The 21,514-nt window shown below is 47.1% G+C and carries 25 protein-coding genes and 13 tRNA genes; 10 read left to right on the top strand and 28 right to left on the bottom strand.

Annotated elements, in window-relative coordinates:
• Nucleotides 1-4: 4 nt before the first annotated feature.
• Complete coding sequence (locus C5I45_RS05325; RefSeq protein WP_003152249.1) at nt 5-247, bottom strand: DUF2584 domain-containing protein; 243 nt, start codon at nt 245-247, stop codon at nt 5-7.
• A 57-nt stretch (nt 248-304) separates the two neighbouring features.
• Nucleotides 305-1,078: an alpha/beta hydrolase family protein gene (locus C5I45_RS05320; protein WP_015418056.1), complete on the bottom strand. Its 774-nt coding sequence runs from the start codon at nt 1,076-1,078 to the stop codon at nt 305-307.
• 139 nt (nt 1,079-1,217) lie between these two features.
• Between C5I45_RS05320 and C5I45_RS05315 the strand changes: the two genes are divergently transcribed.
• Genes C5I45_RS05315 through C5I45_RS05305 form a run of 3 tightly spaced genes read left to right on the top strand, consistent with a single transcriptional unit; the run spans nt 1,218 to nt 3,803 of the window.
• Nucleotides 1,218-2,222, top strand: coding sequence for an ABC transporter substrate-binding protein (locus C5I45_RS05315; RefSeq protein WP_014305628.1), 1,005 nt, complete (start codon nt 1,218-1,220; stop codon nt 2,220-2,222).
• A gap of 11 nt (nt 2,223-2,233) precedes the next feature.
• Nucleotides 2,234-3,016, top strand: a complete 783-nt coding sequence (locus C5I45_RS05310; protein WP_003152246.1) for an ABC transporter ATP-binding protein — start codon at nt 2,234-2,236, stop codon at nt 3,014-3,016.
• Nucleotides 2,991-3,803: an ABC transporter permease gene (locus C5I45_RS05305; protein ID WP_014418698.1), complete on the top strand. Its 813-nt coding sequence runs from the start codon at nt 2,991-2,993 to the stop codon at nt 3,801-3,803. The genes C5I45_RS05310 and C5I45_RS05305 overlap by 26 nt, the downstream gene beginning before the upstream one ends.
• Before the next feature lie 35 nt (nt 3,804-3,838).
• Here the strand turns inward: C5I45_RS05305 and ytkD are convergent, their stop codons facing one another.
• The 3 genes from ytkD to C5I45_RS05290 all read right to left on the bottom strand — a co-directional run bounded on the left by ytkD (nt 3,839) and on the right by C5I45_RS05290 (nt 5,444).
• Entirely contained in the window at nt 3,839-4,318 is a 480-nt protein-coding gene (ytkD, locus tag C5I45_RS05300; RefSeq protein WP_107994261.1) for an RNA deprotection pyrophosphohydrolase, read from the bottom strand.
• Nucleotides 4,319-4,450: 132 nt separating this feature from the next.
• Nucleotides 4,451-4,855, bottom strand: a complete 405-nt coding sequence (locus C5I45_RS05295) for a phage holin family protein (protein ID WP_003152243.1) — start codon at nt 4,853-4,855, stop codon at nt 4,451-4,453.
• 151 nt (nt 4,856-5,006) lie between these two features.
• Nucleotides 5,007-5,444, bottom strand: coding sequence for a Dps family protein (locus tag C5I45_RS05290; RefSeq protein WP_003152242.1), 438 nt, complete (start codon nt 5,442-5,444; stop codon nt 5,007-5,009).
• Between the two features lie 124 nt (nt 5,445-5,568).
• Between C5I45_RS05290 and ytzI the strand changes: the two genes are divergently transcribed.
• On the top strand, nt 5,569-5,718 hold the full coding sequence (gene ytzI, locus C5I45_RS05285; RefSeq protein WP_003152241.1) for a YtzI protein: 150 nt from the start codon (nt 5,569-5,571) through the stop codon (nt 5,716-5,718).
• Here the strand turns inward: ytzI and C5I45_RS05280 are convergent.
• Nucleotides 5,715-6,158: a FixH family protein gene (locus tag C5I45_RS05280; protein ID WP_015387819.1), complete on the bottom strand. Its 444-nt coding sequence runs from the start codon at nt 6,156-6,158 to the stop codon at nt 5,715-5,717. The genes ytzI and C5I45_RS05280 overlap by 4 nt on opposite strands.
• A gap of 114 nt (nt 6,159-6,272) precedes the next feature.
• Complete coding sequence (locus tag C5I45_RS05275; protein WP_003152237.1) at nt 6,273-6,746, bottom strand: S-ribosylhomocysteine lyase; 474 nt, start codon at nt 6,744-6,746, stop codon at nt 6,273-6,275.
• 124 nt (nt 6,747-6,870) lie between these two features.
• On the opposite strand from C5I45_RS05275, the gene yidD reads away from it, so the two are divergent.
• Nucleotides 6,871-7,098, top strand: coding sequence for a membrane protein insertion efficiency factor YidD (gene yidD, locus C5I45_RS05270; RefSeq protein WP_003152235.1), 228 nt, complete (start codon nt 6,871-6,873; stop codon nt 7,096-7,098).
• Here the strand turns inward: yidD and C5I45_RS05265 are convergent.
• Complete coding sequence (locus tag C5I45_RS05265; RefSeq protein WP_003152233.1) at nt 7,095-7,664, bottom strand: beta-class carbonic anhydrase; 570 nt, start codon at nt 7,662-7,664, stop codon at nt 7,095-7,097. The two genes, yidD and C5I45_RS05265, sit on opposite strands and share 4 nt — an antisense overlap.
• A 118-nt stretch (nt 7,665-7,782) precedes the next feature.
• On the bottom strand, nt 7,783-8,031 hold the full coding sequence (locus C5I45_RS05260) for a type B 50S ribosomal protein L31 (protein ID WP_003152229.1): 249 nt from the start codon (nt 8,029-8,031) through the stop codon (nt 7,783-7,785).
• A gap of 197 nt (nt 8,032-8,228) precedes the next feature.
• Between C5I45_RS05260 and C5I45_RS05255 the strand changes: the two genes are divergently transcribed.
• The 3 genes from C5I45_RS05255 to C5I45_RS05245 are packed head-to-tail and all read left to right on the top strand — an operon-like array spanning nt 8,229 to nt 10,839.
• On the top strand, nt 8,229-9,560 hold the full coding sequence (locus C5I45_RS05255; RefSeq protein ID WP_003152226.1) for a cytochrome ubiquinol oxidase subunit I: 1,332 nt from the start codon (nt 8,229-8,231) through the stop codon (nt 9,558-9,560).
• Between the two features lie 22 nt (nt 9,561-9,582).
• Nucleotides 9,583-10,623 carry a cytochrome d ubiquinol oxidase subunit II gene (locus C5I45_RS05250; protein WP_003152225.1) on the top strand — a complete coding sequence of 347 codons (1,041 nt, stop codon included), beginning with the start codon at nt 9,583-9,585 and terminating at the stop codon, nt 10,621-10,623.
• Nucleotides 10,624-10,680: 57 nt separating this feature from the next.
• Complete coding sequence (locus C5I45_RS05245) at nt 10,681-10,839, top strand: DUF1540 domain-containing protein (RefSeq protein ID WP_003152224.1); 159 nt, start codon at nt 10,681-10,683, stop codon at nt 10,837-10,839.
• A gap of 373 nt (nt 10,840-11,212) precedes the next feature.
• On the opposite strand, the gene menC is transcribed toward C5I45_RS05245, so the two are convergent.
• From menC to C5I45_RS05210, 6 genes are all read right to left on the bottom strand, one after another.
• On the bottom strand, nt 11,213-12,328 hold the full coding sequence (gene menC / locus C5I45_RS05235; protein WP_003152223.1) for an o-succinylbenzoate synthase: 1,116 nt from the start codon (nt 12,326-12,328) through the stop codon (nt 11,213-11,215).
• A complete protein-coding gene (locus C5I45_RS05230; protein WP_003152222.1) occupies nt 12,325-13,788 on the bottom strand; it encodes an o-succinylbenzoate--CoA ligase in 1,464 nt (487 codons plus the stop codon). Before C5I45_RS05230 ends, menC begins: the two co-directional genes overlap by 4 nt.
• 87 nt (nt 13,789-13,875) lie before the next feature.
• Nucleotides 13,876-14,694 carry a 1,4-dihydroxy-2-naphthoyl-CoA synthase gene (menB, locus tag C5I45_RS05225; protein ID WP_003152221.1) on the bottom strand — a complete coding sequence of 273 codons (819 nt, stop codon included), beginning with the start codon at nt 14,692-14,694 and terminating at the stop codon, nt 13,876-13,878.
• Nucleotides 14,695-14,752: 58 nt separating this feature from the next.
• Nucleotides 14,753-15,577 carry a 2-succinyl-6-hydroxy-2,4-cyclohexadiene-1-carboxylate synthase gene (menH, locus tag C5I45_RS05220; protein WP_025853397.1) on the bottom strand — a complete coding sequence of 275 codons (825 nt, stop codon included), beginning with the start codon at nt 15,575-15,577 and terminating at the stop codon, nt 14,753-14,755.
• A complete protein-coding gene (gene menD, locus C5I45_RS05215; RefSeq protein ID WP_003152218.1) occupies nt 15,565-17,301 on the bottom strand; it encodes a 2-succinyl-5-enolpyruvyl-6-hydroxy-3-cyclohexene-1-carboxylic-acid synthase in 1,737 nt (578 codons plus the stop codon). Before menD ends, menH begins: the two co-directional genes overlap by 13 nt.
• Nucleotides 17,298-18,713, bottom strand: coding sequence for an isochorismate synthase (locus C5I45_RS05210; protein ID WP_003152215.1), 1,416 nt, complete (start codon nt 18,711-18,713; stop codon nt 17,298-17,300). Before C5I45_RS05210 ends, menD begins: the two co-directional genes overlap by 4 nt.
• A 282-nt stretch (nt 18,714-18,995) precedes the next feature.
• Between C5I45_RS05210 and C5I45_RS05205 the strand changes: the two genes are divergently transcribed.
• Together C5I45_RS05205 and C5I45_RS05200 are read left to right on the top strand one after the other, a co-directional pair.
• Nucleotides 18,996-19,715 (top strand): TraR/DksA C4-type zinc finger protein, encoded by a 720-nt coding sequence (locus tag C5I45_RS05205; RefSeq protein ID WP_025853400.1) that lies wholly within the window; start codon nt 18,996-18,998, stop codon nt 19,713-19,715.
• A 156-nt stretch (nt 19,716-19,871) separates the two neighbouring features.
• Nucleotides 19,872-20,342 carry a TspO/MBR family protein gene (locus C5I45_RS05200; RefSeq protein WP_014305638.1) on the top strand — a complete coding sequence of 157 codons (471 nt, stop codon included), beginning with the start codon at nt 19,872-19,874 and terminating at the stop codon, nt 20,340-20,342.
• Between the two features lie 34 nt (nt 20,343-20,376).
• Here the strand turns inward: C5I45_RS05200 and C5I45_RS05195 are convergent.
• The 13 genes from C5I45_RS05195 to C5I45_RS05135 all read right to left on the bottom strand — a co-directional run bounded on the left by C5I45_RS05195 (nt 20,377) and on the right by C5I45_RS05135 (nt 21,514).
• Nucleotides 20,377-20,448: transfer RNA gene (locus C5I45_RS05195), tRNA-Glu, on the bottom strand.
• A gap of 3 nt (nt 20,449-20,451) precedes the next feature.
• Nucleotides 20,452-20,542, bottom strand: a tRNA-Ser gene (locus tag C5I45_RS05190).
• A 3-nt stretch (nt 20,543-20,545) separates the two neighbouring features.
• Nucleotides 20,546-20,620: transfer RNA gene (locus C5I45_RS05185), tRNA-Asn, on the bottom strand.
• A 10-nt stretch (nt 20,621-20,630) separates the two neighbouring features.
• Nucleotides 20,631-20,707, bottom strand: a tRNA-Ile gene (locus C5I45_RS05180).
• A gap of 15 nt (nt 20,708-20,722) precedes the next feature.
• Nucleotides 20,723-20,796: transfer RNA gene (locus C5I45_RS05175), tRNA-Gly, on the bottom strand.
• 8 nt (nt 20,797-20,804) lie between these two features.
• Nucleotides 20,805-20,880 (bottom strand) — tRNA-His (locus tag C5I45_RS05170).
• Between the two features lie 20 nt (nt 20,881-20,900).
• Nucleotides 20,901-20,976: transfer RNA gene (locus C5I45_RS05165), tRNA-Phe, on the bottom strand.
• 10 nt (nt 20,977-20,986) lie between these two features.
• Nucleotides 20,987-21,063 (bottom strand) — tRNA-Asp (locus C5I45_RS05160).
• A gap of 7 nt (nt 21,064-21,070) precedes the next feature.
• Nucleotides 21,071-21,147, bottom strand: a tRNA-Met gene (locus C5I45_RS05155).
• Nucleotides 21,148-21,166: 19 nt separating this feature from the next.
• Nucleotides 21,167-21,259, bottom strand: a tRNA-Ser gene (locus C5I45_RS05150).
• A gap of 7 nt (nt 21,260-21,266) precedes the next feature.
• Nucleotides 21,267-21,343: transfer RNA gene (locus C5I45_RS05145), tRNA-Ile, on the bottom strand.
• Nucleotides 21,344-21,345: 2 nt separating this feature from the next.
• Nucleotides 21,346-21,422: transfer RNA gene (locus C5I45_RS05140), tRNA-Met, on the bottom strand.
• Between the two features lie 19 nt (nt 21,423-21,441).
• Nucleotides 21,442-21,514, bottom strand: a tRNA-Ala gene (locus C5I45_RS05135).

The raw sequence follows: 21,514 nt of genomic DNA, 5'->3' as shown, positions 1-21,514 counted from the left end.
TTTTTCAGTTTGTCGAATGAAGCGAAGTGAGTCTGTATGTAATGCTTGTCCGGCCGTTCGCCCATTCGAGCTTTTGGACCTCGCCGGTGCCGGATTTCTCTCCGGTTTTCGTTTTGCGCACGTCCATCGGAATATCAAGAGGATAGACGCGGTAGCCCTCTTTCTCCAATAAAAAGATATTTTCCTCTATCCGTTTTTCATTGCCTTTTGTCACAATCATGGTATTAAATTCAACAGGCATTCCCAAAATGAAAATCCCCTTTCATTCTCTTATTCTTTATTATCATATCATAAATCAGGCATCTTACCGTGTCTTCATCCATTCCGCCAGCCGCCGGACAATGCGTCTGTTTTCCTGCGGCGGAAAATAATGCGTAAAACCGCTGTAATACCAAGTTTCCACCGGTTTTCCCGCCTCTTTCAGCTTGTCCTCGATCATCCGAGCGTGTTCGATCGAAACATTTTCATCATTCTCTCCATGGATGAGCAGCACAGGGGCCTGAATGCGGTCTGCTTTTTCAAACGGCGAACGCCATCTGTATTCATCCGGCACCTTTTTCGGCGTGCCGCCGATCACCCGCTTCATCATCCGCCGCATATCCTTCCGCTCTTCATAAGTCAGCACCATATCGCTCACACCGCCCCATGAAACGAGTGAAGCCGCTTGATGCCCCATTTCAATCGCGGTCAAAAGCCCCATGATTCCGCCCCGGGAAAAACCGAAAATATGCACCCGCCCTTCCCTGACGTTCGGATGCTCCCGAAGAAGGCGGAAAGCGGAAAACGCGTCCTCTCTGTCCTCTCCCGCAAAATCTTCATTTCCCTCGCCGCCCTGGTTGCCTCTGTAATAAGGCGCAAACACGACAAAGCCTTGGGAAGCGAATTGAACGATTCTTCCGGGGCGTACCATGCCGACATTTTTTATGCCGCCGCGCAAATATAAAAAACCGTCATATGTTCCCGGTGCCGCAGGTTCGGCAAGGAGCCCCTTTACCTTCAGCCCTTCTGACTCATAGCATACCGCAAAGAGGCGGACATGCGGACTCGGAGACGGGAACCTTTTCTTTTCTACCAGCAATACAATGCGCCTCCTTAGATCATCAGTTTTTTTATTCTTTCCCAACGTGAATATGGGCACTCACACATTTTTTATACCCATCATACGATATGTAAAGCAGAAAAGGTTATTTTAACGCTTAAAACAAGGAGGTTACACCGTGAACAAATGGCTCAAAGCGGGCTGCGTTTTTGTCATATGCGCCTTTTTCCTGCTCATTCTTCCGGCTTGCAGACAGGAAGAAAGTCTGACGAAGGTAAAGGTGGCGGAAGTCACACACTCCATCTTCTATACGCCTCTGTATGTCGCTGAAGCAAAAGGTTTCTTTAAAAAAGAAGGGCTCCAAGTGTCACTTCAAACAACATGGGGCGGAGACAAAACGATGACATCGCTTTTGTCAAACGGGTCAGACATCGCGCTGGTCGGTTCTGAAACATCCATTTACGTGGAGGCGCAGGGAGCAAAAGATCCGGTCATCAATTTCGCGCAGCTGACGCAGACGGACGGCACATTTCTCGTGTCGCGGAAGGATGAGAAATCATTCAAATGGAACGATTTAAAAGGAAAAACATTTCTCGGCCAGCGAAAAGGCGGCATGCCCCAAATGGCCGGTGAGTACGTCCTGAAAAAGAATCACATAGAGCCGAAAAAAGACATTAACCTCGTTCAAAACATTGATTTCGCCAATATTTCCAACGCATTCGCATCCGGAACGGGTGATTATGTGCAGCTGTTTGAACCGACGGCATCCCAATTTGAAAAAGAAGGCATCGGTCATATCGTCGCATCCTTCGGAGAAGCTTCCGGCCAAGTGCCATACACAACCTTTATGGCAAAAGAAAGTTATTTGAAAAACAATGAAAAGACGGCGGAAAAATTCACCCGCGCCATCTATCGCGCCCAGCAATGGGTGGAAAGCCATCCGGCCAAAGACATCGCAAAAACGATTCAGAAGGAATTTGCCGATACAGACCCGGCCATTATCGAAACATCGATAGAGCGCTATAAAAAACAAAAGTCATTCTCTGCAGACCCAGTTCTGCAAAAGGATGAATGGGAACTGCTTCAATCTATTATGGATGAAGCCGGAGAGCTCCCGAAACACATTCCGTACAGCAAACTCGTCAACACAAAAATCGCCAAAAAAGTCACCTCAGAACAATAGGAGGAACATGAATGTCTTTTTTACATGTGGATCATGTAACACATACTTACTTCTCGCTGAAAGAAAAGACAACCGCCGTGAAAGATATACATTTTCAGATTGAAAAAGGGGATTTCATCTCCTTTCTCGGGCCGAGCGGATGCGGAAAAACAACACTCCTGTCCATTCTGGCCGGCCTTATCACCCCTGCGCAAGGCCGGGTGCTGATCGAAGGAAGCGTGCCGAACCATAAAGAACACCAAATCGGTTATATGCTTCAGCAGGATTATTTATTTCCTTGGAAATCAATTGAGGAAAACGTGCTGCTCGGTTTACACATTTCAAAAACATTAACAGAAGAAAAAAGAGCTGAAGTTCTCAGCCTTCTGCCTAAGCTCGGATTAATCGGCGTTGAAAAGAAATATCCGAAAGAGCTCTCAGGCGGAATGCGGCAGCGGGCGGCACTTGCCAGAACTCTTGCGCCGGACCCTGGACTGCTGCTCCTTGATGAACCGTTTTCCGCGCTGGACTTTCAAACGAAGCTTTCTTTGGAAAACCTTGTCTTCAGAACATTAAAGGATTTTCAAAAAACCGCCGTGCTCGTCACCCACGATATCGGTGAAGCCATCGCCATGAGCGATACGATCTATTTATTTTCGAATCAGCCGGGCACCATCCACCAAATATTCACCGTGCCTAAGGAGCTCGCGGCTTTAGATCCGTTTGACGCGCGTCAGGATCCGGCCTTTCAGCCGCTGTTTCAAACCATATGGAAGGAGCTGAATTCCCTTGAAAAACAGCAGCGGCACGATTGAACAGCTTCATCAGCAGTTTAAGAAAAGACACCAAAAAGAAAAGCTCCGGATCCGTGCGTATCAGGCCGCCATTTTCATCGTATTTTTTGCCGGGTGGGAAATATCGAGCAGGGCGGGCTGGATCGATCCGTTAATCTTCAGCTCACCCTCCGCCGTTTGCAGGCTTTTAGTTGAAAAGATTGCGGACGGATCCCTTGCGGCGCACATCGGCGTAACCTTAGGAGAAACCGTTCTCGGCTTTTTGCTCGGCACACTTCTCGGCACATGCCTCGCCGCTCTGTTATGGTGGTCAAACCGGCTCGCCCGGGTTTTAGACCCGTACCTCGTCATTTTAAACGCGATGCCGAAGGTCGCACTCGGACCGATTCTCATCGTGGCACTCGGACCGAATTTCACAAGCATTGTCGCCATGGGAGCAGTCATCAGTGTCATTATCACGACAATCGTCGTCTTTACGGCTTTTCAGGAAGTGGATGAAAACTATATTAAGGTGATGAAAACATTCGGAGCGAAAAGAAGCATCATGTTTAAAGAAGTCATTCTGCCGGCATGCGCCCCCGCGATTATTTCCGCGCTTAAAGTGAACGTCGGTTTATCCTGGGTCGGTGTCATCGTCGGCGAGTTTCTCGTTTCCGAAAAAGGTCTGGGCTACATGATCATTTACGGATTCCAGGTTTTCAATTTCACTCTTGTGTTCTTAAGCCTTCTGATCATCGCGATTTTTGCGACATTGATGTATCAGGGAGTCGAACTGTTAGAAAGAAAATGGACGAAAGGAAAAATATAAAAAAGACCCGTGCGTAAGCGCCGGGTCTCCGTTTTTTATGATTGAAATACGCCGTCCTCTTTCAGCTTTTTCATACTGATCGGAAGCACCGAATCTTTCATAATGAAACTGAATTTTTTATTTCGGGGGAGATTCTCCGGCAGTTCGCTGAACAGCACCGGCCCCTTTGTTTCAAAATAGTTCGCCTGTTTTTCAAGCTTTTCAATATCGGCAAAATAAATATTCTTCACGATTACCTTTTCCCTGCCGAGAACTTTATACTGTCCGACGTACTTCAGATGTCTTACCGCGGCGCCGGTTTCTTCTTTCACCTCGCGCAGGGCCGCTTCCTCCGCACATTCCATCGGCTCCACTTTTCCGCCCGGAAATTCAAACCCCCGGTCTTCGTGCTCAGTCAAAAGCCACTTATCTCCATATCGGCATATGACCCATACATGCTTCGGGCTGTCTGAAAAAGGCTGGTGTTCAAAGGAGAGCTGAACAGTATTCTGATAATAGTCTTTAAACTCGTACATGTTTATCCCTCTAATCCGTTCCTTCATATCTTCCATACATCATACCACAGTTGCGTTTGTTCGGAAGCCCTTTATCAAAAATTCAGAGGAAAACCATCATACCCGCTAGTATAGCCTCCTTTGAAGCAAATGTTACGGTTTGCGCTTGAATTTATTTTTCAAAGTATCCAATAAGTCGACGAGCACCTGCGGAACCGGGATGCCCAGCGAGCTTGCCGTTATCACGATCTGAACCGATTCGTATAAGATATAAAACATAATAGCCAAATTGCGGATGGCGCCTTCTGAATGAAGCAGCTGATCAAAAAAATGGCAAACTGAGACTAATGCCAGGGTCACGATTTTTTTGACCAGCCGCGCAAAAAGCTTTCTTGCGCTCAGCTGCTGCAAAAGAGATTCTTTTAAGCTTGTACTGATAAACTCAATCGCCATGACCGATAGCAAAATCAGAAACGAATACTGAAAACCGCCAAAGAAAAACCCCGCTGCCGACACGATCACTGCAAAAAACGAAAAGATGCCAAAGTCTTTGCCCACTTGATCCAACATCCTTTCACAGAAACGGCCTTACATTATTCTATGAAAAGTGAATGGAACGGACTGGATTTTTCAGAAAAATGGACAACACCTCTCTTCGGCAGCCAAATAAAAGACCGAGTGCTTTATAGCCCCGGTCTTCCCTTGTTGATTATCCTAAATACGCTTTCAGCATCCAGTTATGTTTTTCGATATTCTGGTGAATGGCAAGCAGCATATCTCCGGTCGTTTCGTCTCCGACCTCATCTGCGAGATCCATGCCGCTTTTCAGCTCTTCCGCAATGACAGTGAAATCATCATAAATGTTCTGTACCATTTGTTCTGCGCTCTCATTGCCTTCCGCTTCTTTTATAGAAGCAGTCTTCAATGATTCCGTCATTGTGCCGATCGGCTTGCCGTTCAATGCCAGCAGACGTTCTGCCAGATCGTCAATATATGTAGCCGTTTCGTTATACAGCTCCTCGAACTTTTCGTGCAATGTGAAAAAGTCCTTCCCTTTGACGTACCAATGATAGTTATGTAATTTCACATACATGACCGTCCAGTTTGCAACTTGTTTATTGACCGCTTCCAATAGTTTTTCTGACATGCCTATCTTCCTCCTTTGATTTACTATTGATATACCCTATATATCGTGTGTTAAAACATAAATTTTTAGCCCTTGATTTTACGGATGGAAAATATGTTATGATTTGTTAAAAAGGAGGGATTTCATGCTGCTTCTTCTGAGCTTCGGCTTTCTTATCGTGCTCGCCGTGCTGCTTTTATCCATCTGGTCGACTGTAAGAGCTTATAACGTAAAACATACGATTGACCCGCCGGAGGACGCATCAAAAGGCTTGACGGATAAAAACAATCCTTAATGATGATGCGTCTGTTCCTCATGGCCGGAGGAATCATCGGCAGCTTCAGCATCCCCGACACGCACTTTTACAGTCGGCATATTATGCTGCTGTTTTGCCGTTACGTGGGATTGAACGGTATACACACCCTCTTCATCAAATTCAGTCCGCAGGTGATACGCCCCTTTTTCCTCCTTGGCCTTGCTTGTTTTGCTGCTGCCTTTTTTTCCTTCTTTCCATACTTCAAACATGACTTCATCCGCATCCGTGACACGCTTGCCGCCGTAAAAAACCTCCGCCTTGTATTCCGTTTTTTCATGCAATGCTGCCTTTTCCGGTCCTGTAAGCTTGACCTCAAGCGCTTTAGGCTCCTCATCCGCGGCGGTTTTGTCCGAATTGCCCCCGCAGGAAGATAATAGAAATACCATACCGCACATACCTGCCAATACAGCCCGTTTCATCCTATCACTCCTTCATGTTTGCTTCTATTTTAGCAAACGCTTACACATAAGGTGTGACATTTTTTAGAAATATGTAAAAAAGCCTTTTTGCATGTCAGCAAAAAGGCCTGTTTTTTATCCGAACACTTTCAGCAAATCTTCTTTATCTTGTGACAGCCAGAAACGCATCAGCCGTTTCGCGCCTTCTAAATCATGAAGTTTCGCCTGGCCGCACTGTTTTTCGTTGGCCGCCGGAATCTCCGTAATATCGATGGCTTCTTTCAGCGTAGCGTCAAGCAGGTCTACAATTTCTTCCGCTGTCGGCTCGCCGCTGACAACAAGATAATAGCCTGTCTGGCAGCCCATCGGTGAGATATCTATGATGTCGAAGTGATCGTATTTCTCAGAATGTGTGCGAATCGTAAACGCAAGCAAGTGCTCAAGCGTATGAATCGTATCCGGCTTCATCGCCTGTTTGTTCGGCTGGCAGAAGCGAATGTCAAACTTATTCACGACGCCGTCTGTTCCGACTTTATGCACTCCGCAATGTCTTACATACGGAGCCACAACCGCATTATGGTCTAGCTCAAAACTTTCTACTGAAGGCATAATGGCACTCCCTTTTTTTCAGAATATGCATCCATTATAACACAGTTTTCCGATAAGAATTGTGGCGGAAGCTTTTCAATCTGAAATTTTTTTTCTATACTAGCATCAGAAAGGTGGTTTTTTAATGAAAACCATAATGATTGCGCTCATCCGCGGATACCAGAAGTTCATCTCTCCGCTGACGCCGCCGTCATGCCGCTTTTATCCGACGTGTTCGCAGTACGGAATCGAAGCCGTCAAGACTCACGGCGCATTAAAAGGCGGATGGCTGACACTGAAGCGGATTTTAAAGTGCCACCCTTTTCATCCGGGCGGTGTTGATCCCGTACCGGACAAAAAACAAAAACATTAGTCCATATGCTGGTAGCCGTCGATCACCAGATCAAGTTTACCGGTTTCAGGATCAATCACCAGACCGTGCACTGGGACATTGTCAGGGAATAGCGGATGGTGTTTAATGACGTTTACGCTGTCTGTAACACTCGCTTCTACTGAATCAAAGCTTTTCAGCCATTGATCAAGATCAACACCTGAGTGCTTCAGCATGTCAATCCGCTCTTTCGGAATACCGCGGTCGATAATTTTATCAAGCATATCCTCGCTGTTGATTTTGCTCATGCCGCAATCATGGTGGCCGATAACGCAGACTTCATCAGCGTTTAATTCGTATACGGCCACTAAAAGGCTGCGCATGATGCTTCCGAACGGGTGGGCGACAAGCGCGCCGGCACTTTTAATAATTTTCACATCGCCGTTTCGCATGTTCATCGCATGCGGAAGCAATTCTACAAGACGTGTGTCCATACAGGACAAAATCGCCATCTTTTTATCCGGGAATTTAGATGTTTGGTATTTTTCATAATCTTTGTTTTTAGTGAACTGCTCATTAAATTGCATGATATCGTTTAGAAGACTCATCTTGGTGTTTCCTTTCTGCTTTTTTATTCACAATATAACATAAGGCGGGGCATTTCGTCACTCCCCGCACGAGATGATAAAGTGCTCAATAAATAAGACAAACCCTATTGGGCTTGTCTTATTTCCCCATATTGTATTTTTTGTTGAACTGTTCGACTCTCCCGCCTTTTTCGTTGAATTTTTGGCGGCCCGTATAAAACGGATGCGTATCTGAGCTGACTTCCACTTTAATCAGCGGGTATGTTTTTCCGTCTTCCCACTCTGCCGTTTCCTCTGACGTTTTCGTAGAATGGCTTAAAAAGCGGTAGCCGCTGTTCACATCTTGAAAAATCACTTGGTGGTTATCCGGATGAATATCTTTTTTCATGGTGATCTCCCTTTCTTAAATCGTAATAATTACGTTTTATTCTAAACCTTAAATAGGCGCTTGTCAATCATATATGCCCTGATCCCTTGATTTCTAAACCCTGTACATATATGGAATCGGAAGAATAATCTAATCGCTTCAGCAAATAATATAACCACATTACATAAAACGGTAATTTAGAAAGGCGGTTTATGATCGTGGATGATTTAGTATTAGCCAGAAGTCTGTTCGGGACAACAATGGGCTTTCATATTATTTTTGCGACGCTTGGTGTCGGCTTGCCTCTGATGATTTTAATGGCCGAATTGATTTATCAAAAAACAAAAGATCCGCATTATGCCATTATGGCGAAAAGGTGGACGAAGGCGCAGGCTGTTCTGCTCGGCGTGGCGATACCGACCGGAACGATCGCGGGTACACAGCTTGCCCTTTTGTGGCCCGGATTCATGGAGGTCATCGGCAGGGTGATGTCACTTCCGTTTCAGATTGAAATTTATGCTTTCTTTATTGAAGCGCTGTTTATGTCCATTTATGTCTACGCCGCTGACCGGCTGACTCCGGCGATGCGCATCATTGCCGTTATTTTCGTTTTGATCGGCGCCGCGGCATCAGCCGTCTTAATCACAAATGTTCACGCATTTGAAGGAACGCCGGCCGGCTTTAAAATTTTAAACGGCAAAATCACTGACGTCGAACCGTGGGCAGCGTTTTTTAATCCAAGCTTTTTCACCACCGCGGGCCATGTCGTACTGACGGCTTTCATGACCGGTGCATTTATCGTCGCGTCAGTTGCGGCTTATAAAATGCTGAGAACGAGAAAACAGGAGCAGGTATACCGCTTTCACCGAAAAGCGCTGCTGCTCGCTTTAACGATCGGCGGGATATTCTCTATTATTGCTTCTTTAAACGGTCACGAGTCAGCCCAGCTTCTTTACGAATACCAGCCTGAGAAGCTTGCGGGCGCAGAAGGGCTGTTTGAAACTAGATCACACGCTCCGCTTGCGATCGGGGGTTTTACTGATGCAAAAGAAGAAAAAGTAAAATGGGCGATAGAAGTGCCGTGGGCTTTAAGCTTTTTGGCCGCAAACAGCTTTGATACCGTCGTCAAAGGATTGAACGCGTTTCCTAAAGACGAATGGCCGCCTTTATTCATCCATACACTGTTTAACGGAATGGTCGGCATCGGGATGCTGCTCATTTTGTACTCCATCATCGGCATCGTGTGGAGAAAAATTTTAAAGAAAGACAGCTTTCCGACTTGGCTTTTGATTTTATTTTTAACCGCAGGACCGCTCAGTCTGATCGGAATTGAATTCGGGTGGATATTCGCTTGTACGGGGCGGCAGCCATGGGTGATTTACCATCTCCTGAAAACGTCTGATGTCGTCACGACAACCGGTTCAATCGGTTTGCTGTTCATCCTGTTCACAGTGGTTTACGCCATTTTGGCAGCCGCAGTCATTTATGTGCTGCTTTATTATTTCCGCAAACATCCTGTTGAGGAGGATGTAAAAGCGGCGGAATCCTAACAATAGAAAGGGCTGAATTGAAATGGACATTACCATGGATGCTCTCATTGCGATATCAATCGTATGGGGCTTCGTGTTTATCTACGCGGTCATGGCAACGATGGACTTCGGAGCCGGCTTTTGGTCGATGATATATTTAAATAAAGAACAAACAAAGGCGACAAACATCGCCAACCGTTATTTGTCCCCGACATGGGAAGTGACCAACGTCTTTATCGTCGCGATCGTTGTCGCCCTATTCAGCTTCTTTCCCGGGGCAACCTTCGTGCTGGGAACCGTTTTATTGATCCCGGGAAGTATTATTTTGCTGCTCTTAGCCATCCGCAGCGGCTTTCTCGTCTTCTCCAATACGGCGAAGGAAAGAAAAATCATGAGATATATCTCCGGAATTTCAGGCTTCATTATTCCCGCTGTGCTGATTTTGGTCCTTCCGGTCACACACGGAGGGTTTATTGAGAAGACGGGCGGAGTGTATCACCTGAATTTGGCAAATGTCTTTACAAGCCTTAATGCGTATGCGTTTATCGGCTTTGCCATTTTAAGCACTTTATTTTTATCTTCACTGCTTCTGGCCGATTTTTCAAATGTTGCGGAAGAGGAGCATGCGTACCGCATCTACAGACGGAGCTCTTTAATAACAGGGCCGCTGTCGCTTCTGTTTGCCTTCTTCATTATGCTGACATTACGCTCTGAAGCCGGCTGGCTGTATACGGGGATGATGAAAGACAAGACATGGCTCATTCTGTCTGTCATTACATTTATCATTGCCGGCGTGGCTCTGTTTTTGCCGAATAAGCGCTTCGGCCGCAACCTCGGCAAACCGAGAATCGCCATGATCGCCATTGCGCTTCAATACTTTCTGGCAAGCTATGCATACGGACGGGCTCATCTTCCTTATATGATTTATCCGGATATTACGGTCATGTCAGGATTTACGGAGCCGGCAACCTTCAGGGCGCTGTTTATGACGTATATCGTCGCTTTCATCATTTTGTTCCCCGGGTTTTATTTCTTCTGGAAGCTCTTTATGAAAGACAGACGTTATATCCGCCAGGAGGAATAACAAAAATCAGGGCGGCTCATACTAATGGCGTACCTTTTATCTTGGAGGGGAGCCAGCATGGACCAAAAAATTCTGTGTGAAGTCAATAACTGTTCATATTGGGGCAGAGGAAACAAATGCACGGCCGACGCTATTTATGTGGTCAGCCATACAGGCGAAACCGCTGAAAAAAGTGAAGAAACGGATTGCAAAACCTTTAAACCGCAAGATTTATAAAAGAAAAGAGCTGTTTTATACAGCTCTTTTTCATTTCCGCCGCAAGCCTCCCTGAGCCGGGGAAAACCGCGCGGATGAGAAGCATCGCAGAAAGGCGGTTAGGCGGCAAATATAGGCGGCGGCATGCGATACAATCAGTATCGCATTCATGACAAGCTCAGAATTTTTTATCAAGATGTACATGTTTGCCCCAGCCGGAAAGCAGCACCTGTGTTGTAAAGCCGACACTGTTTGAAGAATAAAAAAATCATCGCATCCGCCTATTAAAAAAACCGGCTGATACAGCCGGTTCAAACGGGGGAAGGGGTGATAATGAACAGCTTCAATATAACAGCAGCGTACAGGCAGCTCAACTCGCTGAAATGTCTTTTTATCAGTTGTTTGTCGTAAAAACGTCCATTTGGGTGACGTATTTTCTCATTATTTCCTGATTGACTTCAACACCTAGTCCGGGACCGTCCGGGACAGAGATGAATCCCTCTTCGATACGGATATCGGGAGTGACAATATCCTCCTCCCAGTATCGGTCTGATGAGGAAATATCACCCGGTATCGTAAATTGCGGCAGCGAAGCAAGCGCGACTGTCTGCGCTCTCGAAATGCCGGTTTCAAACATTCCGCCGCACCAAACCGGCATGTGATGCTCTCTGCATAAGTCATGTATTTTTAATGCCTCTGTCAGGCCTCCTACACGCGCCGGTTTTATGTTAATGATTTTACAGCTCCCAAGCTCAATCGCCCGCCTTGCGTCATCATAAGAGCATATGCTTTCATCAAGGCATACCGCGGTTCTTAAGTGTTTCTGCAGATGGCGGTGATCGACAATATCATCTGCCTGAAGCGGCTGTTCTATCATCATGAGCTGGAATTCATCCAACTCTTTCAGCCTGCTGATGTCTTTCAGTTCATAAGCCGAGTTGGCATCCGCCATCAGCGGCACGTTCGGAAAACGGCTGCGGATGGCTCTGACCAGATCAACGTCATGGCCGGGCTGAATTTTTATTTTTATACGTTGATAACCTTCTTTTACGTATTGCTCAATTTCCCGAAGCATCTCATCAGCCGAAGCCAGACCCACCGCCACGCCGGCGGGCACTTTATCTCTTTTGCCCCCTAAGGCTTCTGCGAGAGATATCCCCTTTTTCTTGGCATATAGATCCCACACGGCTGATTCAAGCCCCGCTTTTGCCATGCGGTTTCCTTTGAAACGCGCGAGACTGTCAGGCACTTCTGACGGATGGAAAAACTCGCGGCCTACGACATTTGGGATGAAAAAATCTCTCAGCATATGCGCGCATGTCTGAATCGTTTCTTCTGTATACCACGGAGAAGAAAACGCCGATACCTCCCCCCAGCCGGTTCTCCCGGTTTCATCGATCGCTTCCACGATCAAAAATTTACGATCCTGCAGCGTTTCAATACTTGTTTTAAACGGTTTTTTCAGCCTCATACTTACATGATAAAGGGTGATTTTTTCAATCTTAATCATGACAATTCTCCTTTACGAAGCTCATTCAGCCGATGCCTCATCAGTTTATTGGACGCGTTCCGCGGGAGCCCGTCAACCTTGAAAAAAGCAGCCGGTATTTTATATTTAGCAAGCCGCTCACGGCAAAAGGCGGTCAGCTCCTCAGAATTGACAGAAGAAGTCAGCACGAGAAAAGCATGCGGCACTTTCCCCCACTTCGGATCTTCGGCTCCCGAAACACCGGCCTCCGCTACAGCCGGATGGGCAAGCAGCGCCGCTTCCACTTCTGCGGGGTAGATGTTCTCTCCGCCTGAAATGATGAGGTCCGACCGCCTGTCCAGCACGTATAAAAACCCTTCATCATCCAAATAGCCAAGATCGCCCGTTTTAAACCATCCATTATGAAAAGCGGCCTGGTTCGCGTCGTCACGATGATAATACCCTTTCATTACATTCGGGCCTTTCACCGTAATTTCACCATGTTCAAACGGCGCACAAGGGTTTCCGTCTTTTTCAATTCTAATTTCGCATGAAAACAGCGGTTTACCGGCCGAGCCGAGCTTGTCCATGCTGAATTCCGGAGAAAGTGTGACAATCTGTGAGCAGGTTTCAGTCAAGCCGTAAGATTGGAATACCGGAAATTGTTTCCTGCGGCATTCTTCAAGGAGCGGCAGCGGTGCCGGACCCCCGCCAAGCAGAATGCAGCGCAGTGATTCAGGACATTGTTCAGTTTCCGCAAGCAGGCCCGAGAGCATGGTCTGCACCGCTGAAATGATCGTGACCTGATGGGAGCTGATGCTGTCCAGCACATCAGTGACAGAGAATTTTTGATGAAGCACGACGGGCATGCCGTAAATGACCGACTTAAACAGCGCAGACAGACCGCTGATATGAAACAGCGGCAGCGCAATAAGCCAGCGGTCCCGCTCCGTGACCCCCAGATTCAGCGCAGACGATACAGCGCTGGAATAATGATTACCGAAAGTCTGCTGCACCCCTTTCGGCCTTCCTGTTGTTCCTGACGTATACATAAGAGTCGCCGTATCATCAAGCGTTACATAAGCTTCCGGCTCCATGTCACCCGCCTCTTCAGCCTGCAGCTCGTCCACATCTGCGGTGGCGACCGCAGATTCATATTCTTCGCGGCAAAAACCGTCCTCCGTTAATAAAAGCTTTGCCTGTGAATCTTCGAGCTGAAACAACCGTTCCTGTTTTGAGAGCTTCGTATTCAACAGCACAGCTTCCGCCCCTAATAAGAAGCAGGCGTGAACGGCATAAACCATTTCCGGTCTGTTAGAAAGCAAAATCGCGGCGCGGTCTCCTTTTTTAAGCGAACAGTATTTGGACAGCCGCGCGGCCATTTGTTTAGAAGCATGATATAATTCTCTGAATGTCATCTGTTTGTTTTCAAATATGAGAGCGATTCTCTCCGGTGTCAGCTGAGCCCTTTGAATGAGCCAATTCGGCTGTTCTGTCAGCATGTTATCATCTCCGAGGTAAAAGTACTGTTTTTGAAAAGAAAACAGCTTGGACCAGAGCGGCTCAAGCTGTTTCGTAGTGTCATCTGATCACGGAAAACGAGGGAATTGACCGAAATCGGGACTGCGTTTCTCTTTAAAGGAATCACGGCCTTCTTTCGCTTCGTCAGTCGTGTAATAAAGAAGCGTTGCATCTCCTGCAAATTGCTGAATTCCGGCGAGGCCGTCTGTATCAGCGTTAAATGCCGCTTTAAGGAAACGAAGGGCTGTAGGGCTTTTCTCAAGCATTTCTTCACACCATTTAATTGTTTCCTCTTCAAGTTTCTCTAATGGGACAACCGTATTGACAAGCCCCATGTCGAGCGCTTCCTGCGCGTTGTATTGACGGCACAGGTACCAGATTTCACGGGCTTTCTTATGTCCGACGATACGCGCCAGGTAACCTGAGCCGTAACCGGCATCAAAGCTTCCCACTTTCGGGCCGGTTTGACCGAAAATCGCGTTATCGGCCGCAATCGTTAAATCACAGACGATATGAAGCACATGGCCTCCGCCGATGGCATAGCCTGATACCATCGCTACGACCGGTTTAGGAATCACACGGATCAAACGCTGAAGATCAAGCACATTCAGACGCGGGATTTGATCGTCTCCGACATATCCGCCGTGACCGCGGACTTTTTGGTCTCCGCCTGAACAGAATGCTTTATCTCCCGCTCCCGCAAGAACGATGACACCAATATTGGAGTCATCACGCGCACAAGCAAACGCGTCAATCATTTCTGATACCGTCTTAGGAGTAAATGCGTTATGTACCTCCGGGCGGTTAATTGTTATTTTTGCAATACCGTTATACGTCTCGTACAGGATTTCATCGTACTGACGTTCACTTTTCCATTCTGCAGCCATTGATATGACCTCCTTCATTTTTGCCTGAGTCCGGCCGAAAAGCTATTTTCTTTATGCTTTACAAGCCGTATAAAAACTCACTTACTATCTTACCAAAAATTCGCGGCTGTTCCACATGTACCGTGTGCCCCGCCTGTTTGACAACCTCTATTTTACTTGATGGGAGCAGGTTATGCACCTTTTGATTAATAGCGCAAAACTTTTCATCCCATTCACCGCATATGAGCAGGACGGGCGCCTTGATGCGGTGTAATGCCTCCCACCAGGAAGGCTGTGAGCCTGTCCCCATTCCGAGCAGGCTTCCTGCAAGTCCGGACGGATTATTCTTCAGCCTGCCGGCACGGATGGACGCCTTTACGCTGTCCGGAAGAGAAAGCTGCGTGGCAAACAACGGAATGCTCTCCCAATAATCAACAAACGATGTTACACCTTCCCGCAATATAAAGTCAGCAAGCTTCCGGTCTGACTGAATCCGTTTTTTGCGTTCCTGAAGCGTGCTGAGGCCCGGGGTTGTACTTTCCAAAACAAGCGCTGACACCCGATGCGGAAATGCCTGTGCAAAGGAATACGCAAGTCTTCCCCCCATAGAATAACCAATAAGTTTCACTTTGTGAAGTTTTAATTGATCAAAAACGGCGGCAAGGTCCGCAACCTGCCGGCTCGCACTATACCTTGCCGCTTGCACAGGCGCGTCTGTCTCCCCGTGACCCAGGCAGTCAATCATCACCAATCGCTCGCCGGGAAACATGCCGCGTAAAAACATCCATGATTCTTTGCTGCCCGTAAATCCATGCAGACAAACAATAGCTTCACACGATTCGTGTCCGCTATCAGCAGCACGATAGCATACGCTGTCGGCCGTTTTAACTGTTACAGTTTCCATTCTTTTTTCACTTCCCGCACTGCGGCCTGCAGCAGATCGCGATGGAATTGAACTCTTGATGTCCGATCTGTTTTCAGCTCGATTATATGAAGTCCGGGCTTGTCCGCCTGCGGCTGATACGCATCCTTAAATGCTTCCCATGTCTCAGGACAAGTATACGTCCCGCCATACAGTGCGGCGGCATGCCGGAAATCAAGACCCGTCGGCGTACCGAACAGTTCTTCAAAATGAGTCTTATCAGATGCCTGCGGCAAAAACGAGAAAATCCCGCCGCCATCATTGTTTATTAAAATAACCGTAAGCGGAATTCCAAGTTTTTTAGCCGCTAACAGCCCGTTTAAATCATGATAAAACGATAAATCTCCAATGACAAGCGTGACAGGAGCTTTTGTACCTTCACACAGTCCCATAGCCGAGGAGACAACTCCGTCAATGCCGTTAGCGCCGCGGTTGGCATAAACACGGAAGGAACGATCTTGTTTTTCAAAGAAAGTATCCACGTCGCGGATCGGCATGCTGTTGCCGACAAAAATCGAACTGCCTTCAGGGACAAGGTGCTGAAGCTGACGATATACATTTCCTTCAAATGATAAATCATCCATGCTCGCGGCCTGTAAATGACTCCGGAACCGGTCATTGACAAATTGCCATTTCTCAAGCCATCCGGACGGCCGTTTTCCGGTTTCAGCTGAACGGACCGCTTCCAAAAACACAGACGGATGGCAATGAATCATATGCGCGCCGGCCTGGGTGGGATCTCTCCATCCTCCGTCTTCATCGACGATAAACTGCTCAATGGCAGGATCGTCTCTGAGCCATAAAAAGAGCGGTTTGGAAACCGGCATCGGACCGAAGCGGATCACAGCGTCAGGGCGCAGAGCCTCTTTTATTTCTTCATCTTTTAAGAACGAGTCATAAGCATCAATAATCAGCGTCTTATCATGCTCCCCGTTTCGGAGGTTTGAAAGCGGATCAGCCAAAATCGGGAACTGAAGCATCTCGGCAAGCGCGATGATTTGCTGCTTTTCTGCTTCACCGTGAATTTCGCCGCAGACGATCATACCTCTTTCGGTACCCGCGAGACGCTCTGTAATATGACAGAGAGAGTCTTGATCAGCTGACTGAATCCCTGTTGTGACTGAGACATGCTTCCCCTTTCTCATTCTTTCAAAAGGTCCGGCTGATAAATCCGGCATCAAAGGCTCTCTGAGCGGCACATTGATATGGACTGGCCCCATCGGGCGCTTCCCGGCTTCACTTACGGCTCTGCCGGCCAATGTTCTGACATAGCTCAGCATTTGAGGATTTTCCTCAGGCAGAGCTGAGTCTGTGAAAAACTTAACAAAGTTACCGAACAGAAAATGCTGGTTAATCGCCTGAGGCGCCCCCACTTCCCTCAATTCATGAGGCCGGTCAGCAGTCAGGACAATAAGAGGCACTCTTGAATAATGAGCTTCAATCACGGCCGGATAGAAGTTAGCCGCTGCCGTTCCTGACGTACAAATCAGCATGACCGGACGCTGGCGGGCTTTTGCAAGACCGAGTGCGAAAAAACCTGCGGATCGTTCATCAATCTGTATATGGACTTGAATATCCGGGTGGGCCGCCGCCAAAACCGCCAGGGGAGTTGACCTCGATCCCGGGCAAACAACCGCGTCGGTGACACCAGATAGAGCGAATTCATCAATAAAGCTTCCGATATAATGTGTAATCGGGTTTGTCAAAGCCTTTCACCTCCTAAAGCAGAGATCATCGGCTTTAGTTTAATTTGTGTTTCTTCATATTCTGATTGCGGATCTGAATCTTCAACAATGCCGCAGCCTGCGAAAAGCCGCGCACTTTTGCCTTCAATCAGCCCTGATCGGATAGCCACGACAAATTCTCCGTTTTCCCTGCCGTCCATCCAGCCGATCGGAGCCGCGTACCATCCGCGTGTCATCGGTTCAATATCAGCGATAACTTCAACAGCTTTCTGCTGGGGAGCTCCTCCCAATGCCGGAGTGGGATGCAGCTTTTCAATTAAATCAAACAGCGAAGCGGACGTTTTCAGATGGCCTGTGATCGGCGTATATAGATGCTGAACACTTTTTGTTTTATATAATTGCGGGCCTGCAGGCTTTTTCACATCACTGCAGCTCGACAAGAAAGAATCGTGTATCATCTTAACCACAAAATCATGTTCCGCGAGATTTTTTTCGTCATGCAGCAGCTCTTTGCCGAGACGGTCATCTTCTTGTTGATTTTCTCCGCGCTTAATTGAACCTGCCAGACAGGTGGACATAACGTCTTTGCCTGATTTTTTGATCAGCCGTTCCGGTGAAGCGCCGACAAAGCATTTATCTCCCTGCTCAATCGCAAAAACATAGCTTGTCGTTTGGTCCGTCAAAAGCTTGCGGACAACGCTCTCAGCCGGAATAGGCCCATCATATGACAAAACGACTTCCCTTGCCAGCACGACTTTATCATATTGATTTGCCTTCATATCATTTGTTGCTGTTTTAATGGCTTCAAGCCAGTTTTCCACATCAAGTTCTTCCGCTTTTGTTAAAACAGGATATTCTTCATACTCAATTGAAGAAACTGCAAAAGCTTCTGAAAAAGATTTCAGACGTTTCAGCGTATCTTCTGCCTGATTACCGTCTGCCGCCCATTGATTGACGGTTAAATAATCGCCATCTGCCGTCTTTGTCAGCATGAGTGAAGGGATAAAGAACAGTCCTTCTTCAAACCCGTTCCATTCGTCTCCTCTCTCTTCAGCGGGATTAAATGAAAAACCGCCGAATAAGACAGGGCCGACCGCGGTATGCGCCGCCTCTTCTTCTTCATGAATATGAAAAGCCGTCTTTTTAAAGCGCTCCCATTGTTCAAAAACGTCGTGATAACGTTTTCCATTTTTTTCATTCGATTGGAACAGCGCTTCTGTGCCAAGACCGACTATTGTTAATTCACTACCGGGTTCTGACCAAAAAAATCGTTTGCCTTTATATTTTTTTGCTCCGTCTTTGAAAAATGATAGAGGGTCTAAAGACGCAATACGTCTTGAATAGCTCAATAAGACAGCATGGTTGACTTGTTTGGCTTTATGTAATGCATGATCTGCTTCCTCTCGGAACGTATGCTGCACCGTTGTCACCATGAGACATTCCTCCATAATCCGTTAAATGCTTTTAATACAATACACCTGTGATGAATTTGTGTCAAACACACAGATTTGAGCACGACAAAATGCCTGCATTTCTTATTATAAACCTTTTTGCGCAAATGAATAAAGAAACAAACTTGAATTTTCTTTCCCCACTCTCGGCAATCACTGTATCCTTTTACTTCCTCGTGGGAAAATGACTATTTTTATCCACCATTTTTCTGCGTAAAAACGTTCATACTAACAGTAAGCATCACATAGAAACGAGGGATCGATGTGCTTACAAACGAACAGATCACACACTTAAAAAAAGAATTGGAAGAAGCCAGAGATGATATTTTAAGCCGCTTTAAAGAAAATGATCAATTTCAGTTAACTTATGAATTCCCGTATCAATCATCCGGCGAATTGTCTTCCTATGACAATCATCCCGGCGATCAGGCGACCGAATTATACGAGCGGGAAAAAGACCTGGCTCTGCTCGACCATGAAAGGGAGCACCTTCGCGATATTGATTACTCTCTGAAACAAATTGAAAACGGCACATACGGCACTTGTGAAGTCAGCGGCAAGGACATTCCTTATGACAGACTCGAAGCTCTGCCGACGGCTACGACATTGGCGGAATATTCCTCGCAGGATGCCGTTTCCAAAGACAGGCCGATTGAAGAGGAAACACCGTTCGGACAGTTTGAATTTGATGATGATGAATCAATCCGGGCGGCTTACGATAGTGAAGATGCTTATCAGGATGTTGAGGAATACGGAAACTCAGAAACGCCTCAGGATTTAGAAGATCCGCCGCTCAGCTATGGGGATATGACAATGAACTCAGAAGAAAACATCGGCTATGCCGAGGATTATGAAAACTTTATCGCAACAGATATTACCGGAAAAAACATTTCCGTGTATCCAAGCAAAGCACATGAAAAATATGAGCAGGAACTGGACGAAGAAGGAATTATGACGACCTTTGGCGACCTTCATGCTGATTAAAACCCCGGCAGGCCGGGGTTTTTGAATACAAATAATTGGTTTGCTGCATTTTCACACCGAAAACTCATACACTTAATGGTGCATGAACCTTTTGAACGGTTTAATCTTTCCAAGAAAGGGAACTAACGTATTGACATTGAATGACGGAGGGAACAAATGAAAAAGAAGTATATCGGTGCGATTATTGTATTTATCATTACATATGTCTTGTTTTCTTTAGCAGGGTTTCTCTTTCCCATCGACCGGGAATGGTACGACGCGCTGCAAAAACCTGACTGGACGCCGGGCGGATCAGTGATCGGCATCATATGGGCGGTTTTGTTTGCGCTTATTTCGCTCTCAGCAGCCTTAATATATGCAAAGTTTTCATGTAAAGAATCCAAAGCTTTTTGGGTGATGCTTCTCATCAATTATATCGTGAATCAAGGATTCAGCTATTTTCAATTCACACAGAAAAATTTGCTTGCTGCATCTATCGATTGCCTGCTTGTGGCTGTGACAACACTCATTCTGTTGCTCATTGCCGGTAAATACAGTAAAGCTTCAGCCTGGCTTCTGGTTCCTTATTTATTATGGAGCGCTTTTGCCACATACCTGTCTTTTACCATTTACGCTATGAACGCATAATAAAAAACCTTGCATAGTATGCAAGGTTTTTTAATGACCCGTACGGGATTCGAACCCGTGTTACCGCCGTGAAAGGGCGGTGTCTTAACCGCTTGACCAACGGGCCTTATGGCGGAGAAGGAGGGATTTGAACCCTCGCGCCGCTTACACGACCTACACCCTTAGCAGGGGCGCCTCTTCAGCCACTTGAGTACTTCTCCGTATGGCTCCACAGGCAGGATTCGAACCTGCGACCGATCGGTTAACAGCCGATAGCTCTACCACTGAGCTACTGTGGAAAAATCATCATGGTGGGCCTGAGTGGACTCGAACCACCGACCTCACGCTTATCAGGCGTGCGCTCTAACCAGCTGAGCTACAGGCCCATGACAATATAAAAATGGAGCGGGTGATGGGAATCGAACCCACGACATCAGCTTGGAAGGCTGAGGTTTTACCACTAAACTACACCCGCATGTTGTTTGGGGCGATTGATGGGAATCGAACCCACGAGTGCCAGAGCCACAATCTGGTGCGTTAACCACTTCGCCACAACCGCCAAAACAATATTAAATTAAATGGTGGCTCGGGACGGAATCGAACCGCCGACACACGGATTTTCAGTCCGTTGCTCTACCAACTGAGCTACCGAGCCTTTTTATAAATGGCGGTCCGGACGGGACTCGAACCCGCGACCTCCTGCGTGACAGGCAGGCATTCTAACCAACTGAACTACCGGACCATTTTTTTGGTTGCGGGGGCAGGATTTGAACCTGCGACCTTCGGGTTATGAGCCCGACGAGCTACCGAACTGCTCCACCCCGCGATGATAATTAAATTAGATATGGCGGAGGAAGAGGGATTCGAACCCCCGCGGGCTTTGACACCCCTGTCGGTTTTCAAGACCGATCCCTTCAGCCAGACTTGGGTATTCCTCCGTATAAGTGGTGGACCTTGTAGGACTCGAACCTACGACCGGACGGTTATGAGCCGTCTGCTCTAACCAACTGAGCTAAAGGTCCAATGGTAGCGGCGGAGGGGATCGAACCCCCGACCTCACGGGTATGAACCGTACGCTCTAGCCAGCTGAGCTACACCGCCAAAAACAATTAAAATCAAGTGGAGCCTAGCGGGATCGAACCGCTGACCTCCTGCGTGCAAAGCAGGCGCTCTCCCAGCTGAGCTAAGGCCCC

This window comes from Bacillus sp. ZY-1-1, assembly GCF_003047165.1.
GTDB lineage: Bacteria > Bacillota > Bacilli > Bacillales > Bacillaceae > Bacillus > Bacillus velezensis.
The sequence above is the reverse complement of the archived record's forward strand: the minus strand, read 5'-3'. Positions and strand labels throughout refer to the sequence as shown.

Coding starts and splice junctions, on each gene's coding strand:
- menH (WP_025853397.1), bottom strand. CDS start 15,577: ATGGAAACTGTAACAGTTAAAACGGCCGACAGCGTATGCTATCGTGCT.
- C5I45_RS05275 (WP_003152237.1), bottom strand. CDS start 6,746: ATGCCTTCAGTAGAAAGTTTTGAGCTAGACCATAATGCGGTTGTGGCT.
- yidD (WP_003152235.1), top strand. CDS start 6,871: ATGAAAACCATAATGATTGCGCTCATCCGCGGATACCAGAAGTTCATC.
- ytkD (WP_107994261.1), bottom strand. CDS start 4,318: ATGTACGAGTTTAAAGACTATTATCAGAATACTGTTCAGCTCTCCTTT.
- menB (WP_003152221.1), bottom strand. CDS start 14,694: ATGGCTGCAGAATGGAAAAGTGAACGTCAGTACGATGAAATCCTGTAC.
- C5I45_RS05230 (WP_003152222.1), bottom strand. CDS start 13,788: ATGCTGACAGAACAGCCGAATTGGCTCATTCAAAGGGCTCAGCTGACA.
- C5I45_RS05210 (WP_003152215.1), bottom strand. CDS start 18,713: ATGGTGACAACGGTGCAGCATACGTTCCGAGAGGAAGCAGATCATGCA.
- C5I45_RS05310 (WP_003152246.1), top strand. CDS start 2,234: ATGTCTTTTTTACATGTGGATCATGTAACACATACTTACTTCTCGCTG.
- C5I45_RS05200 (WP_014305638.1), top strand. CDS start 19,872: ATGAAAAAGAAGTATATCGGTGCGATTATTGTATTTATCATTACATAT.
- C5I45_RS05280 (WP_015387819.1), bottom strand. CDS start 6,158: ATGAAACGGGCTGTATTGGCAGGTATGTGCGGTATGGTATTTCTATTA.
- menC (WP_003152223.1), bottom strand. CDS start 12,328: ATGATTAAGATTGAAAAAATCACCCTTTATCATGTAAGTATGAGGCTG.
- C5I45_RS05290 (WP_003152242.1), bottom strand. CDS start 5,444: ATGTCAGAAAAACTATTGGAAGCGGTCAATAAACAAGTTGCAAACTGG.
- C5I45_RS05260 (WP_003152229.1), bottom strand. CDS start 8,031: ATGAAAAAAGATATTCATCCGGATAACCACCAAGTGATTTTTCAAGAT.
- C5I45_RS05245 (WP_003152224.1), top strand. CDS start 10,681: ATGGACCAAAAAATTCTGTGTGAAGTCAATAACTGTTCATATTGGGGC.
- C5I45_RS05250 (WP_003152225.1), top strand. CDS start 9,583: ATGGACATTACCATGGATGCTCTCATTGCGATATCAATCGTATGGGGC.
- C5I45_RS05265 (WP_003152233.1), bottom strand. CDS start 7,664: ATGAGTCTTCTAAACGATATCATGCAATTTAATGAGCAGTTCACTAAA.
- ytzI (WP_003152241.1), top strand. CDS start 5,569: ATGCTGCTTCTTCTGAGCTTCGGCTTTCTTATCGTGCTCGCCGTGCTG.